The organism is Salinigranum marinum (genome assembly GCF_024228675.1).
GTDB classification, from domain to species: domain Archaea; phylum Halobacteriota; class Halobacteria; order Halobacteriales; family Haloferacaceae; genus Salinigranum; species Salinigranum marinum.
Genome location: NZ_CP100463.1, coordinates 275,055 through 288,699, shown reverse-complemented (window position 1 = coordinate 288,699; position 13,645 = coordinate 275,055). Strand labels below are relative to the sequence as shown.

Annotated in this window: 12 protein-coding genes and 5 pseudogenes; 10 read left to right on the top strand and 7 right to left on the bottom strand. The window is 59.7% G+C overall.

The annotated features are described in order from the left end of the window. Nucleotides 1-38 precede the first annotated feature (38 nt). Nucleotides 39-1,127, bottom strand: a pseudogene (phaC, locus tag NKJ07_RS23585) (class III poly(R)-hydroxyalkanoic acid synthase subunit PhaC); the annotation flags it as partial. After that, nucleotides 1,124-1,705 carry a hypothetical protein gene (locus NKJ07_RS23580; protein ID WP_318570993.1) on the bottom strand — a complete coding sequence of 194 codons (582 nt, stop codon included), beginning with the start codon at nucleotides 1,703-1,705 and terminating at the stop codon, nucleotides 1,124-1,126. The gene NKJ07_RS23580 and the pseudogene phaC, both read right to left, overlap by 4 nt. A 265-nt stretch (nucleotides 1,706-1,970) precedes the next feature. Between NKJ07_RS23580 and NKJ07_RS23575 the strand changes: the two are divergent. Continuing rightward, a pseudogene (locus tag NKJ07_RS23575) lies at nucleotides 1,971-2,048 on the top strand (hypothetical protein); the annotation flags it as partial. Between the two features lie 72 nt (nucleotides 2,049-2,120). On the opposite strand, the gene NKJ07_RS23570 reads toward NKJ07_RS23575, so the two are convergent. Continuing rightward, nucleotides 2,121-2,927, bottom strand: coding sequence for a MaoC/PaaZ C-terminal domain-containing protein (locus NKJ07_RS23570; RefSeq protein WP_318570992.1), 807 nt, complete (start codon nucleotides 2,925-2,927; stop codon nucleotides 2,121-2,123). 553 nt (nucleotides 2,928-3,480) lie between these two features. After that, nucleotides 3,481-3,651 (bottom strand): annotated as a pseudogene (locus tag NKJ07_RS23565) (transposase); the annotation flags it as partial. Between the two features lie 17 nt (nucleotides 3,652-3,668). On the opposite strand from NKJ07_RS23565, the gene NKJ07_RS23560 reads away from it, so the two are divergent. The 5 genes from NKJ07_RS23560 (at nucleotide 3,669) to NKJ07_RS23540 (ending at nucleotide 6,200) form a co-directional block, all read left to right on the top strand. Continuing rightward, nucleotides 3,669-4,022, top strand: coding sequence for a hypothetical protein (locus NKJ07_RS23560; protein WP_318571172.1), 354 nt, complete (start codon nucleotides 3,669-3,671; stop codon nucleotides 4,020-4,022). A 127-nt stretch (nucleotides 4,023-4,149) separates the two neighbouring features. Next, nucleotides 4,150-4,512 (top strand): hypothetical protein, encoded by a 363-nt coding sequence (locus NKJ07_RS23555; RefSeq protein WP_318570991.1) that lies wholly within the window; start codon nucleotides 4,150-4,152, stop codon nucleotides 4,510-4,512. A gap of 5 nt (nucleotides 4,513-4,517) precedes the next feature. Beyond that, nucleotides 4,518-5,387 carry an FAD:protein FMN transferase gene (locus NKJ07_RS23550; protein WP_318570990.1) on the top strand — a complete coding sequence of 290 codons (870 nt, stop codon included), beginning with the start codon at nucleotides 4,518-4,520 and terminating at the stop codon, nucleotides 5,385-5,387. Further along, nucleotides 5,371-5,658: a thrombospondin type 3 repeat-containing protein gene (locus tag NKJ07_RS23545; protein ID WP_318570989.1), complete on the top strand. Its 288-nt coding sequence runs from the start codon at nucleotides 5,371-5,373 to the stop codon at nucleotides 5,656-5,658. Before NKJ07_RS23550 ends, NKJ07_RS23545 begins: the two co-directional genes overlap by 17 nt. Then, a complete protein-coding gene (locus tag NKJ07_RS23540) occupies nucleotides 5,658-6,200 on the top strand; it encodes a hypothetical protein (RefSeq protein ID WP_318570988.1) in 543 nt (180 codons plus the stop codon). The genes NKJ07_RS23545 and NKJ07_RS23540 overlap by 1 nt, the downstream gene beginning before the upstream one ends. Here NKJ07_RS23540 and NKJ07_RS23535 read toward each other — a convergent pair. Both NKJ07_RS23535 and NKJ07_RS23530 read right to left on the bottom strand, forming a co-directional pair. After that, nucleotides 6,197-6,718, bottom strand: a complete 522-nt coding sequence (locus NKJ07_RS23535) for a winged helix-turn-helix transcriptional regulator (protein ID WP_318570987.1) — start codon at nucleotides 6,716-6,718, stop codon at nucleotides 6,197-6,199. The genes NKJ07_RS23540 and NKJ07_RS23535 overlap by 4 nt on opposite strands. A gap of 3 nt (nucleotides 6,719-6,721) precedes the next feature. Continuing rightward, nucleotides 6,722-7,009 carry a hypothetical protein gene (locus NKJ07_RS23530; protein WP_318570986.1) on the bottom strand — a complete coding sequence of 96 codons (288 nt, stop codon included), beginning with the start codon at nucleotides 7,007-7,009 and terminating at the stop codon, nucleotides 6,722-6,724. Nucleotides 7,010-7,342: 333 nt separating this feature from the next. Here NKJ07_RS23530 and NKJ07_RS23525 point away from each other — a divergent pair, with 333 nt between their 5' ends. After that, a complete protein-coding gene (locus NKJ07_RS23525) occupies nucleotides 7,343-8,158 on the top strand; it encodes an IS5 family transposase (protein WP_318566907.1) in 816 nt (271 codons plus the stop codon). A gap of 320 nt (nucleotides 8,159-8,478) precedes the next feature. Here the strand turns inward: NKJ07_RS23525 and NKJ07_RS23520 are convergent. After that, nucleotides 8,479-10,156 (bottom strand): annotated as a pseudogene (locus NKJ07_RS23520) (transposase). 215 nt (nucleotides 10,157-10,371) lie between these two features. Here NKJ07_RS23520 and NKJ07_RS24535 point away from each other — a divergent pair. From NKJ07_RS24535 to NKJ07_RS23510, 3 genes and pseudogenes are all read left to right on the top strand, one after another. Then, nucleotides 10,372-10,449, top strand: a complete 78-nt coding sequence (locus NKJ07_RS24535) for a hypothetical protein (protein WP_425504795.1) — start codon at nucleotides 10,372-10,374, stop codon at nucleotides 10,447-10,449. 101 nt (nucleotides 10,450-10,550) lie between these two features. Further along, nucleotides 10,551-12,785 carry a methyl-accepting chemotaxis protein gene (locus tag NKJ07_RS23515; RefSeq protein ID WP_318570985.1) on the top strand — a complete coding sequence of 745 codons (2,235 nt, stop codon included), beginning with the start codon at nucleotides 10,551-10,553 and terminating at the stop codon, nucleotides 12,783-12,785. A gap of 85 nt (nucleotides 12,786-12,870) precedes the next feature. Then, a pseudogene (locus NKJ07_RS23510) lies at nucleotides 12,871-13,428 on the top strand (2Fe-2S iron-sulfur cluster-binding protein); the annotation flags it as partial. Between the last annotated feature and the right edge of the window lie 217 nt (nucleotides 13,429-13,645).

The window sequence follows — 13,645 nt, the reverse complement described above, 5'->3', positions numbered from 1 at the left end:
CATCCTGGGCGACCTCGAAGAGCCACGAGCCACGTTCACGAGCGCCGTTCGAGCCATTCGCACACCCTAGGCCAGAGGTCGGCGTGGGATTTGTCCGACACTGCAAGTCCGATGTGTCCCGACGGGAACTCCATAATCTCGGAGTCGTTGCTCGGAATCACGTCGTTGAACGGTTTACTCGCTGCGGGCGGGATGAGATTGTCGAACTCCCCGACGACCTGGAGGACGGGCATGTCGATATTCTGAATGTCGACGTGGGTTCCATCGAGTGTAAATTCGTTCTCGTAGAGCTCGTTGTTCTGATAGAGGTCCTCGAGGAACTGGGCGTAGGCCTTTCCCGCAACGTCAACGCCTTCGCGAAGCCAGCGTTCCATCCGGCCGAAATTCTCGACGAACGCTTCGTCGTCGAGTTTCCGGTACAGTTGTACGTATTTCGTTACGTAGTTGTTGATTGGATTCATGTCCGCGAAGCCGGCGGAAAGGAACTCCGCCGGCACGTTCCCGAAGGTATCGGTGACGGCCTCTGGATCGTAGCCGTCGGCCCACTGCTCCAAGACACCCGCATGGCCGTCGAACTGGAGGCCCGTCGCGAGCAACACGAGATTCCGGATCTTCTCTCTGTGCAGGGCGGCGTACATCGTGCTCATCGTGCCGCCCATACAGTAGCCGAAGAGGTTGATCGTCTCCCGACCGGCGCGTTCGCAAACCACGTTCACGCAGTTATCGATGTAGACGTTGACGTAGTGATCGAGCGACAGTCGGCGGTCGAGTGTCGACGGTTCGTTCCAGTCGATGAGATAGACGTCGAACCCGTGTTCGAGAAACCGCCGGACGACGCTCTTATCCGACTGCAGGTCGAGAACGTACGGCCGGTTGACGAGCGCGTACACGAAAAGCAGCGGGACGTCGTGTCGTTCGTCCTCATCGACCAGCGGCTCGTAGTGCAATAGTTCGAGCTTGTTCTCCTCGTAGACGACGTCGTGAGGCGTTTGCCCGACATCCGCGTGCTCGATCTCCTGGAGTCGCTCGGGCCACTCCTCGGCCTTTCTATCGATGTCCAGGATCTCCTCGACGAGCTGTCGCTGGAGATCGATGGTGGCTATGAGGGGGTCGGGGAAGGAACTCATTCGACCACTCCAGAGTGTGTCGCTTCTTCTATGTCGGCCGCGTCGAGTATCATGTCGAGTTTCTCTTCGATTTTCTTCTGGCGAGCTTCCAGATCGAGCAACCGCTCGCCCACCGCTTCGACATCGCGATCCGTCGGAAGGTTTGATGCGTAGAGAAGGTCCCGCCGAAGGTGGCTCAGCTGTTGTTGCTCGGTGAGTGCATCCTCAAGCGTGTCGTTTATTCCCGCTGCGAACACGGGGCGGCTCATCACTTCACTGAACGCGTCGTCCATCGCGTGGAGCCAGGTCATCTGGAGCTGTCGCAGGTCGATTCCCTCCTCCGAGACTGCGTCGTCCAGATGCACGAGCGTGTTCAACAGGGCCTCTTCCCAGATATCGTATCCCCACTCGAGACGGCGAAGGTGTGCCCGTTGTGGCGTCTCAGGGGGAACAGTCGATTCGGCGGCCTTTACCCAGCTGTTGACGACAGTTCGCTGCACCCCGAGCGACCGTTCCAGGGTAGCCCGCGCGGCCTCGTACTGCCATTCGACGGCTCGTTCCCACCCGGGAAACAGCGAGTACTCGGGTGCGGTATCCATACGTACACACAACGTGATTTTAACAGATAGCTGTTCTGGGAGGTCGCGTCCAGCCGATAGCGGACGGGGTGCGTGCGATTATAGGCGCTCGGGTCGATAGTACAGACAGTGTGTTACATGCACACAAACAGTGATTCCTGTGGCGGTACAACGGCTCTCAAGAGTGGGGCGTTTCCCGTGCGTGACCTTAGCAGGGTTGTTCGATTCCTCACGCGTGGCTGTGTTCGGTGCGACAGACGGTCCCGGTTCCGTCGGTCGGTCAATCATGGAGAATCTCCTCTCGGAGTTTGACGGTAACGCCATACCAGTCAATCCGAATCGGGACACTGTCCTCGGACGGGGGTGCTATCCAGACGCTGCAGCACTCCCCGACGACGCCGACTCCGTACTCGCAGTTGTGGTGGTACCAGCGCCGTTAGGTCGTTGGCTCTGCTTCGGGAAGTGCATCGATGAGAACAGCCGCTTCACCACTGATGACTTCGGTGTCGTTTTCGTCGAATTCCTCGATCCTGAGGCGATACCGATTGTGACCGAGCTCTGCGATCACTTCACACCGTGCAGTGACCCGTTCACCGATCTCGACCGGGGCATTATACGTCACATTCTGACTGAGATAGATGACGAGCCCAGGTAGTTTCGACAGGGCAGCACTGATCACACTTGAGGCGAGTGCACCGTGGACGATGCGACGTTTAAATCGAGTCTGTTCGGCGAACGCCTCGTCGAGGTGGAGTCGATTCTTGTCACCGCTGATCTCGGCGAACAGTTCGAGGTCGCGCTCGGTGATCGGTTTGCTGAACCTGACCACGTCGCCGACGGAGATGCCGGGCATCGTTTCGTCGTCGTACTCGGACTCCCACTCACGCTCCTCGGCTTCGAGTGGTTCCTCCGGGCGATTTATCGCACAGTCGGAAAGATAGGGTGTCAGCTCGCTCGTCCGAAGCAACCCGACGATAGCCTCACCTTCCATCACGAGTGCTTGATCGACGTCGTGTTCGTACAACGTCGCGGCACCCATCTGGATCGGTGCCGATTCGGAAACCGTAATCGGAGGATGCGACATGACGCTCTCGGCTGTTTGCCCCTCTAGGTTCTCTCCTGCGGCGAGGGCATCGACGAGATCAGTTCGCGTGATGATACCGACTGGTTCAGTATCCCGTAGGACCACGACCGCATTGTCATCGATTGCCTTGAGCCGCTCGGCAACGTCCGGAATGGACATACTGGTTGCGATGGTTTCGGCAGGTGCGTGCATGACTTCCCGAACCAGTATTGGAACGACTATCGCACCTTTCGACTTCGACGAGGAGGATCTTAATAATAGAGTCCCTTCCAGTCAGTAGTGGCCCAGAACGGCCCCTTGACTAATCGATCTGCCATGCTGACGACACCTGTTTTGAAGATGCACGCCATCTCGGGAATACTTCACTTGGGTTCCGCCACGTATCGGTCTGTGGGATTTCAAAGGGTCGAGAACGTCGTCAAAGCACTCGAATAGGTCTACGAGAAGTAAGCAGCGAACGGGGGAGAGTTATCCATCGGCACTCGTACATTGAGAGCAGCAATCTCAACTGCTGCAAAGCCTGAGAAGTTGAGACTACACCGGATTTAGCGTGGCTGTGATGCGTGGTTTCGGCCGATTTTCGTCACGGAACCTGGCTCAGGATGCCTCTGAGGACATAATTCTTGTCCACTGGTCAACTGTTTCGGCGATTTTCCCGACTACACCCAGTGTTGCCACTCAGAAACAGGCATTCTGGGACCTGAACGGCTGTCTACCCGATCCCTGTCTCCTTCTTCAACAGCGTCAGCGTATTATCTGCCGTCACCACCGGCGAATATTCGCACCCTCCAATCAATTCGGCCTGTACGAGCAAGTCAACTGCGCGCCAGATCGAGTACAGGAGACACGCGAACGCGAAATAAAAGAATCGCAGTCCAAAGTTCCGGAGACGGTCGTATCGTGAGAATCGCCGAACTCGAAGTCGGTCCCGTGACCGAAGACGGCCAGATCCTGATCGATAATGTACCCGTTTCGTTCGAGTCACTGGACGGCACTATCGTAACGTGCCGGAGAAGATCCGCGTTCCAATTCTCCATGAGGGACGGCAACCCCCGAGAGAGCGACGGCATCTTTACTGATCCAGTTGTTGATCTGATTGACGAGACTTTGTACTCCATCTCAGGAGGACAGTGGCCGATGCAGTGCTACGATGCAGCCAACACGAACTACCGACTGAGGGTATTCAACTGGGGTTGCGCTACACCTCCTGTGGCCCATCGGATGAGGCCGCTCCATATCGAATCGATTCGATAGCTGTACGAAGATTCGATAGTTGGACGCGAACGGCTTACTAAGGCCGTCTCAACCCTCTATTTGCAATGGCAGGAAGCAACGACCGACACGTCGAGGGTAGCGACTCTAGAATGGGGTGCAGCTGATTATGCGAATTCCAGTTCCCAATAACAAACTCGTCGCCTTCACGCTTGCAGGCGCCCTCCTCACGACCGTCGTGGCCGGAGCTCTTGCGATGCCCGGCGGCGGCCTCGCGCAGGCTGGCGAGCAAGGTGACTCACCTGGAACGTCCACGTCGGACGCGTCACAACAGGTTGCTGCCGATGCCCCAACGCCCAACCAGGACTTCACGCCAGCAGTCCAGACGCAATCCGGCTACGAGGACGAGGAACACGAGGAGTATGAAGATGACGAGGAACACGAGGAGTATGAAGAAGACGAGGACGGCGAAGACCACGGGGAAGAACACGAAGAGGAGGACGAGGACGAAGAACACGAAGGGGACGAGTGACCGAGATGATGAGATCGCTCGCATCGCTTACCGAACGGTTCGGAGACACTCGCTGCGAGTTCGACTGTTGTGATACGACGTTTCGGATCCAAGCGACAGGCATCCGGGCTGACACTGCGGTGACTGCGGCGCGAGACACGGCCGAGTCACTCGAAGGGCAGCTGAACGCCTTCGATGCGGCGAGTGCCGTCAGCCATCTCAACCGCGAAGGTGAGGTCGTGAACGAACACGTCGCCCGTATCGTCCGCCGTGGGTTCGAATACAACGATCGAACCGAGGGGGTGTTCGATATCCATCAGGGCCGCGTCGAACAGGAACTCAAAACGTTCCTGTGTGGTGACAGTGAAACACCACCCACAGGATTCGATACCGGAACCGTCCGAGTCAGCGGGTCTCACGTCACTGCCGATGTCGAACTCGATCTCAATGGTCTCGCGAAAGGGTACATTGTTGACCGGGCCAGCGAGGCACTCGCAGGTCTTGGTCGACGTGGTTTCGTCAGTGGTGGTGGGGATATGTCTCCGCCGACGGGTCCGGTCGGCATCGAGAGCCCGTACGGCGACGACACACCGCTGAAGATCCTAGACACGAACTGGCACGTCGCAACATCCGGTGGATACCGACGCTCGCGAAACGGCACGGACCACATATACGACTCGACGAGCGGGTCGTTCGGCTCGCGTCACGAGTCCGTTACCGTCGTCGCGCGTCGAGACTGTATGGAGGCTGATGCCCTGGCCACGACGCTCGCCGCACTTCCCCTTGACGAGGCACGTGAATTAGCAGCCGAGTGGGACGGACTAGAGGCGCTGATCATTCACGACGGCGTCTTCCACACGACAGAGAGGTTCAATACACATGTCATGGACGCATAAGCAGCGAATCACCGTCGTCGCGATCGTCGTTCTGGTCGTGGCCGTTCCAGTCCTGTGGCAGATTGACGACGTCCGGACCACCCAAGCGACTGAGAAAACACAGACCGACCTCGTCGATCAGACCGTTTCGGAGAGACGGGCACCGGCAGATTACGACGGGGATGGCATCAGCGACACGACCGACACGTGTCCGACTCGACCGGAGTCAGCGAACGGGTTTCAAGACTCGGATGGCTGTCCCGATGTCGTCGAAACGACGGGAGCATCGTAATGTCTCAACTCGTCTGGCTCCTTGACCGCGGTGCCGCGCTCGTCACATACCCACTGCTGTACCTGGCCGCACTCACAGGCGTCCTCTACAACACGGAGTCGTTCGGCGTGCTCCACGAGGCCGCCCAACGCATACACATCGAACTGTCCGTGTTCGCGATGATCGTCACACTGCTGCACGCGGGGCTCGGTATCCTCGACGCGTGGTTCGTCGTCACCGGACAGGTTCCGGCGCCGGCATACTCGATGCCGTACTTCCTCGGTGGTGTCGCCGTCGGCGCAGGCGCACTGTTACTGCTCGTCGTCGCGGTGCTTGGCTTTACTGACGCGAAACGCTTCCAGCGCCCGTGGGGGCCGCGTGTCGTTCACTCGTTCGCGTACGCCGGGTTCGTCTTCGGGACAATCCATGCTGCAGCGATCGGGACTGATCTGACGGGACTCGTCCGTCCCCTGTTGGGGCCCTCAGTGGCGTTCCTCGTGTACGTGCTCCTGTTGCGCCTGCTGGTGCTTCGCGGGCTACCATCGAACACGACCCCGAGTTAGTAGCTGTCCCAGAGACCCAGAATACGGTCAACAACTTTGTCAGTGAACGAGCGCCGGTGAACCGTGTAGAGGTATTTGACCCGATCAGGATCGCTGACCTCGTAGACGACGCTCCGGCCGTCGCGCTCTTTCGTGACGAGGTCGGCCTCGGCGAGCTTCGAAAGATGCCACGAGACGGTCGATTGCGCCTTGTCCAAGCGGTCGCTGAGTTCGGTTGTTGAGAGCGGGCCGTTCGTGAGAAGGTGTGCGAGGATGCGGCGACTGTACTCCCGTCGCAACGCGTTCATCACTGCTCGATCGGCTTCGTCGAACTCGGTAGCCGGATAGTACCGCGTGTACTTGCCGTCGTCCGAGATTTCGATCAGGTCTTCGTCAGCGAGCCATCGGAGGTGATATTGGAGCGTTCCCTGCGCGTAGCCGAGGTCGTCGAGGAGTGCGCGAAAGTGAACGCCAGGCGTGTCGGCTATCCGCTGGTAGATAGCCCGCCGAGAGTCCAGTTCGAGGTCCGGTGCCGACATTGCTCAGTCCCGCGTGAGAGCGATGAAGAAGGCCAGGAGGCCACCGAGAATCAGGATTGCACTCCCGTGTTCGAGCAATTCGAGCGTCGCGTACGGGATATACGGGAGCAGCGGATACTCGAGAAACACGATGAATCCGTAGACGGCAAACATCGCGTACCCCAACGTGACGATTCGCATACGACGATCCCGTTCCCGTCGCCACGCGAGGAAACTGAGAACGCTGAGCCCCCCAGCGAGGACGAAGATACCGAGACTGACGTACTGTTCGAGGAGTTGAGCGAGTGGCATACGTTGCTATCTGGACACACGGCCGGTGCGACGTGCTCGGCGATCGATACAACTCAAACGAAGGGGGGTGGCTGGGAAAACGATTGGCGTCCAACCGTCGAATCCAATCGTATGCGTCGAGAGGACCAGTCGTAACTTCTGGTGTTGGTTTGGAAGTTGAGACTACAGCGAGTTTAGCGGGCCTGTAATGCGTTGTTTCGGCCGACTCAGTGAGGAAGATCTCTTCAGATCGGCTCTAACTTGCCTTGTTTTGCGGTCGACTAACGGCAGCTTCAGACGCTCTCACGGGAAGATTCCGTCACGCTAACCCGTAATTGGACGCCGTCTGGCGATATGGCATCGCTCAGACGGCTAGCACGGATGTGTCGAGATCTTGCCAAACAGCACGTTGACGACCCGGAAGTACCCGCCGCGCCGGACGGCGCGGGCGGGTACGCGAAATGGGTGCAGATCGCCTTGATTCTGTACCGCGTCGAGTTGGAGAAGAGCCTCCGTGAGACTGAAGACTATCTTAACGAGATGCCCGGTGTCCTCGCCGTGTTCGAACTTGACGAGGCACCGCACTACAGTTCGTTCTGCCGGTGGGAACAAGAGTACCGGATGCGTGACCTGCGCCGCCTGCTCCGCGCTTCGGCGGAGCAGGCGGGCTGGAGTGGTGAAGCCGCGATTGACGCGAGTGGCTTCCAGCGCGATCAAACCAGCTACCACTACCGCGACCGCGCGAATTACTCGTTCCAGTCGATGAAGACGACGATCTTGATCGACGTGAACTCGCTGGCGATCAAGGACGTTCATTTCACGACGAAGAAAGCCTGGGACGGCCACATCGGGATGCAGGTCTTCCGCCGGAACGCGGAAGACCTGCGTGTGTTGTCTGCTGATGCGAACTATTCGTGGAGCGACCTCCGCGAGGAGTGTCGCTCCAACTCAACGCGACCGTTGATCAAGCACAGGGAGCAGACACCGTTGCAGAAGGCCCACAACGCCCGGATGAACGAGGACTACAACCAACGCTGGATGAGCGAGACAGGTTTCTCGCAGTTGAAGGAAGACGACGGCGAGAAGCTCCGCTCCCGGAGCTGGCATGGCCAGTTCCGGGAGCTGACTCGCAAGTGCATCGTGCATAACCTGACGCAGGCGGCGAGTTAGGGCTCGCCGTCTGCTCCCCTTCTCCGGACGTATCCGGGAGAGGCATCGCCGCCGTCACCGGAACAATGGAGCAAGGTACCATAGTTTTGACTCATCAGCAACCGCTGTGAGTGACAGCTACTGCATCTTCTGAGGGCGAGAAGCCGTCTTTAGCGCCGTAAAATTGTAGATCAGCAACCCCACCCCGACGCTGTCTTGCGTTCAACAAGGCACTCTAACTTGTCATGTCTTGTCGCACGAACAACAGTATTGACGAATTTCTGAGACTGCCGCCAGCGTTTCCACTCAAATATCGGCGCTCTCTCGGACTGAACGCCTCACTACCCGGTTCCGGTTTCCTTCTTCAGCAGCGTCAGCGTGTTGTCCGCTGTCACGACCGGGGCGTGTTCGTACTCATCGGTTAATGCCACTTGGACGAGGAGATCAACCGCTCGCCAGATAGAGTACAACAGACAGGCAAACGCGAAGTAGAAGAACCGCAGCCCAAAATTCTTCGAGGTCGTCGCAGCCATGAACCGCTTGATCGACTTGTAGCCACTCTCGATTTCCCACCGATACCCATACTCGGTGAGATGCCCGCTGCCTCGATTCGACATAAACACCGAGTACTGCCGGTGGTCATCGTGCTCAAAGTTCTCTTTCCGCCGGTAGATCAGCGTCGTCTCGTGCCACTCGTTCTTGCCGAGATGCAACTTCCGGTCAGTTTCGTATCGGTCCTTTCCCGTTTGAGGAGGCGCTTCGCTTGGGCTTTTTCGCTGGTCTGCATCCGCTTGGGCACGACATACGACAAGCCACGCTGGCTGAGCATCTGTTAAAATGTGCTGGCTGTCGAACTCGCGATCCATCAGCACGTTGTCGACGTGAACCAGCTCCTCGGCCGAATCCAAGAGATCCTCGACGATTTCTAAGCGAGATTCACCCTTCCGGACTGGCCGTGCGTCCAGCACAATCGGGACAGCGTTGCCGACTAATTGGACTGTCGCCCACTGGTAGGCGTACTCGTCGGTCTTCTCCGTCGTCCCGATTATCTCGTCCTTGTACCCCGTCCGATCACCCGTGAAGGGATCTGCTTCAGTGATGTCGACCGCGACGATGCCCGCTCGAAAGAACTGCTCCGTCTCCGCGACCCAGTTCAGGAGCATATTAACTGCCTGTCGGTACATCTCACGAATCTCTGATACTGAGAGGTCACGAATGTGCTCACGGTGGGCGTGGCCCAGCGGCGTCCGATCCCGAGTCGATTCGTCGACGAAATTGCGTGCCCCTTCGTTAGCAGCCAGCCCCTCGCGAAGCCCCAGATACGTCTGCAAGTCCCAGTAGGTGTTCTCGTGGATCTCACAGCCCTCGCCTCGATCTAGCGAGAATGCCGGGAAGACAATGCGGCTGACGTCGTCGGTGATCTTCTCTGCCTGCTCTAACGGTAGTTTAATCGTCGAGTTCTAACCCACCAGACTGCCTCCCATGGTATCGGAGCTTCCGTGCCGGTTCACGCGGAATCGCGACACCTGTATTCTGGGCTTTGATGAGGATCGTTCGAGTCGCCGTCTCGACTGTCCCCCTGAGGTCAGCGGTGAACCGCTGGTGCCAGCTTCTCCACATTGTTGACTGGTCCGGGATCGTCTCGAAACCCAGTTGCTCGCAAAGTTCAGGACGGTTCCCGAGGTGGTCGACGAGTGCGGTTTCATGCTCCCACCCGTGGAGTTCCTTCAGGGCGAACACCCGAAAGAGGGTGTCCATCTAGTAGCGTGTCGACCGCTTATACCGATCGTGGGCATTGAACCGGAAGTAGGCTAGCGGGAGTGCACAGACGAACTCCTCGACCGAGTCGTGGCTCTCATGCTCGACCCACGTCTTTGCGACTACTCGCACATCTGACTCCAGTCCAGCGAGCGACGTTCGATCGTACAGTGGTGTCGACTCGTACGCTGGCCACTGAGCATATAACCGTCGAGCAATCCGGCGAAATGTAATCCGACGCGACTCACAGGTGAGGGTCACTACTAGATGATGGTCACGATGTGCTCAAAAACTCGTTTCTCGACTGACCGAAGCTAGGCAATTTGTACTACCGTCGTGAGGTTTCGGCGGATCGTATACAGCTTAATGGAGAACGACTCTCACCGACCGACAGCTGGCGGCGTTACAGGCGGCGTACTACGGCGGCTACTTCGTGCGCCCCCCACCAGCAGACCGCCGAGGACGTCACCGAGACGATGTGCATCTCGGCGTCGACGTTCCACCAACATCTCCGTATCGCGCTGGAAACCGTGCTGACCGAACTGTTCGAATAGGTCCGGTACGGCGACTGTTCGGCAGCCGGGTATTACTGGCGATATTTAGTATCAATGTATTGTGGTGGTACGTAGATACGTAACGATTGCGATACGAGGATATGAACGTACAGTCAAAACTTCCCTCGTGGCTCGCGGGGAGCTACCTCCGGCAGTTCGCCGCTGTCGTCCTCGTGATTCTGCTCGTCATCGCCGGGGCCGGGCTGGTTATCCAGGACATGGTCGCGACCGAGCTCAAACACGACACACATGCCGAGATGCAGACCGTCGCTGAACTCGAGGCCGACGTCTTCGCTCAGTGGGTTGAGGAGAACGAGCAGATCGTCCGGCTGCTCTCGGACCTCGAGGGCGTCGAGGGCGACGAGTCGACGGCCATTGCGCAGTTGGCCGAGGAGCAGGAGAGACTCCCCTCATACGTGCAAGCGATTCATCTCGTTGACCGGCAGTCGGGTGCCGTGTTGGCGAGTACCGGCGACGTGCAGGAGGGAACGACGCTCGACGCGATGGGCGTCACCTGGGTCGACAGCTCGCTAGCCACCGTCGGGAACGGGGACACCCTCGTTTCCCAAGGGTACAAACAGGGTGACGAGGAGCTCGTCGCGTTCGCCAGCAGCGGGTCGGAGGGCCGAGCAGTCGTGATGACGGTCGACGCGGCCGAACGCGCGGACCACTTCCGCGACCCCATCGAAGGCGGCTACACCCAGGTCGTCGACAGTCACGGCGTCGTCGAGTTCGCACAGGACGACGAGGCGGTCCTCGCCGAGTACGAGGGCGGAACCGACAACGAGGCGCTCCAGGCCGGCATCGCCGGCGAAACGGGTGCTCTCGAGCAGGGTTCACTCCTCGTCGGCTACGCACCAGTCAAGGGGACCGACTGGGTCGTGCTGACCCACGCCCCCAAGTCGAGCGCCTACGCGCTCGTCAGCACCGTCCAGAAGGACCTGTTACTCCTCATCGGGCTGTTCGCAGCCGGGTTCATCGCCATCGGCTTGACGATCGGTCGTGGGACGGTCAGGGCACTCGACAACCTCCAAGAGACCGCTAAAAAGCTGGAGAGCGGCAACCTCGATGTCTCAGTGGAAACCGACCGACAGGACGAAATCGGCCGGCTCTACCAGGCGTTCGGCGCGATGCGCGACTCCATCCGCGCCCAACTCGACGAGGCGAACGCGCTGGCGACCCACCTCGACCAGAAGGCAACCGAGTACGACGGGGCGCTTGCCCGGGCGGCCGACGGTGATCTCACGGTTCGGGTCGACCCGACGAGCGAGAGCGACGCGATGGAGAAGGTCGGCGTCGGCTTCAACCGGATGGTCGAGTCGGTCGCGACCACGCTCAGCCAGGTTCGGTCGTTCGCCGACGACGTGGCAGCAGCGAGCCAGGAGGTGACCGCTAGCGCCGAGGAAGTGAGCAGTGCGAGCGACGAGGTGGCCGTCTCGGTACAGGAGATCTCCGACGGGGCGGTCGACCAGGAAGAACGGATGCAGGAGGTCGCAGACGAGATGACGGATCTCTCGGCGACCATCGAGGAGATCGCCTCCTCGTCGGCTGAGGTCGCCGGGACAGCTGAGAACGCGGCCAAACAGGCTGAGGAGGGGAAAACGTACGCCTCGGAGGCGATGACGGAGATGGGCCGTATCGAGCGACAAAGCGAGCAATCCGCCGAGGAAGTGGCGGCGCTCGACGCGGAGATGGACCGCATCGGCGAAGTCGTCTCGCTCATCGAAGGGGTCGCCGAGCAGACCAACCTGCTCGCGCTGAACGCCTCGATCGAGGCCGCCAGCGCGGGCGACGCCGGCGAAGGGTTCGCTGTCGTCGCGGCCGAAATCAAGGAACTCGCCGAGGAGGTGGCATCGTCGACCACCGAGATATCCGGGTTGGTCGACGACGTCCAAGCGTCGACCGCCGATGCCGTCGACGACATGACGGAGATGCGCGAGCGGGTCGCCAGCGGCACCGAGACGATCGAGGAGGCACTCGGCATGCTTGAGGGAATCGGCGACGACGTCTCGTCGGCGAACGACGGCGTGCAGTCTATCAGCGACGCCACCGACGAGCAGGCGGCCACCTCCGAACAGGTCGTGGCCGTCGTCGACGAGGTGTCGTCGATTGGCCAGCAGACCGCCGCCGAGGCGCAGTCCGTCTCAGCCGCCGCGGAGGAACAGACCGCCTCACTGACAGAAGTGTCCGACAGCGCCGAGTCGCTGTCCGACCGCGCGGTCGACCTCTCGTCGCTTCTCGACGCGTTCGACCTCGGGACACAGGGCACTGGTATCGACACCGGTGGCGTGAGTGGCGGGACGCAGGCCGCAACCGACGGCGGCAGACGGCAGTAACGCTCGCTCACCCGAATTGAGCGCCGACGGCGCATCGGAGCGAAGCAGTCACGATCCGCTTAGCCCCCCATCCGTAGCGGCGCGCATGGTCGAGATCAACGTCGTGGGACTCAATATGGGCGTCCTGTTGACGCTCATCGCTGTCACGCTGCACTACTCCAAGGGGACACGGGGTGGCGCTCGACATAGGACATCTCCAAGAGGTGCTCGACCGCCGAGCGGAGACGGTGCCCGAGACCGACTTCCTCGAGCCGATGAACCGGTTGATCGGTGGGGGGACTGCGGCGGCAGTCGCTGCCGGCGGTGCCGCCGAGGGCGCGGAGCTCGAAGAGGGCGGCGAGGAGACGGTCGAGGAGACCGGCCCCGCCGACAGCCCCGAGGACGAGATCGAATCTTTGAGGTGGAGTTCGTCAAGGAGGGAGACACGATCGAGATCGCCAACAACAAATCCATCCTCGAATCCGGCGAGGAAAACCGCTGGGACCTGCCGTATGCATGCCGACAGGGCTCATGTGTTTCCTGTGCCGGACAGATCCAAGACGGGCCGAGTGAGGACGTCGTCGTCCACGACAACCAGCAGATGCTCGACGACGGCTACACCCCGACCTGTGTGGCGTATCCGCGGGATTCGTTCTCCATCGAACCGGCGAGGCATCATAGGCGACTACCGGGGGGTACTCATTTTTCCGAGAGTGGTGTTTTCTGGGCGATCTTGTCGTCGACTCGCTCGGCGGTTGAGGCTGAGGCGCGGAAGCAGTGAACTCACTCGATGACAATGACGCTGTTTCGGTGTCGGTAATAATTTCTTGAGGGCCCGTCGCTCAGTCGACAGAGTGCTTGGTTCCACGCCACATCCAAGC

Coding starts and splice junctions, on each gene's coding strand:
- NKJ07_RS23555 (WP_318570991.1), top strand. CDS start 4,150: ATGCGAATTCCAGTTCCCAATAACAAACTCGTCGCCTTCACGCTTGCA.
- NKJ07_RS23550 (WP_318570990.1), top strand. CDS start 4,518: ATGATGAGATCGCTCGCATCGCTTACCGAACGGTTCGGAGACACTCGC.
- NKJ07_RS24535 (WP_425504795.1), top strand. CDS start 10,372: ATGTGCATCTCGGCGTCGACGTTCCACCAACATCTCCGTATCGCGCTG.
- NKJ07_RS23580 (WP_318570993.1), bottom strand. CDS start 1,705: ATGGATACCGCACCCGAGTACTCGCTGTTTCCCGGGTGGGAACGAGCC.
- NKJ07_RS23545 (WP_318570989.1), top strand. CDS start 5,371: ATGTCATGGACGCATAAGCAGCGAATCACCGTCGTCGCGATCGTCGTT.
- NKJ07_RS23570 (WP_318570992.1), bottom strand. CDS start 2,927: ATGTCCATTCCGGACGTTGCCGAGCGGCTCAAGGCAATCGATGACAAT.
- NKJ07_RS23535 (WP_318570987.1), bottom strand. CDS start 6,718: ATGTCGGCACCGGACCTCGAACTGGACTCTCGGCGGGCTATCTACCAG.
- NKJ07_RS23515 (WP_318570985.1), top strand. CDS start 10,551: ATGAACGTACAGTCAAAACTTCCCTCGTGGCTCGCGGGGAGCTACCTC.
- NKJ07_RS23540 (WP_318570988.1), top strand. CDS start 5,658: ATGTCTCAACTCGTCTGGCTCCTTGACCGCGGTGCCGCGCTCGTCACA.
- NKJ07_RS23525 (WP_318566907.1), top strand. CDS start 7,343: ATGGCATCGCTCAGACGGCTAGCACGGATGTGTCGAGATCTTGCCAAA.
- NKJ07_RS23530 (WP_318570986.1), bottom strand. CDS start 7,009: ATGCCACTCGCTCAACTCCTCGAACAGTACGTCAGTCTCGGTATCTTC.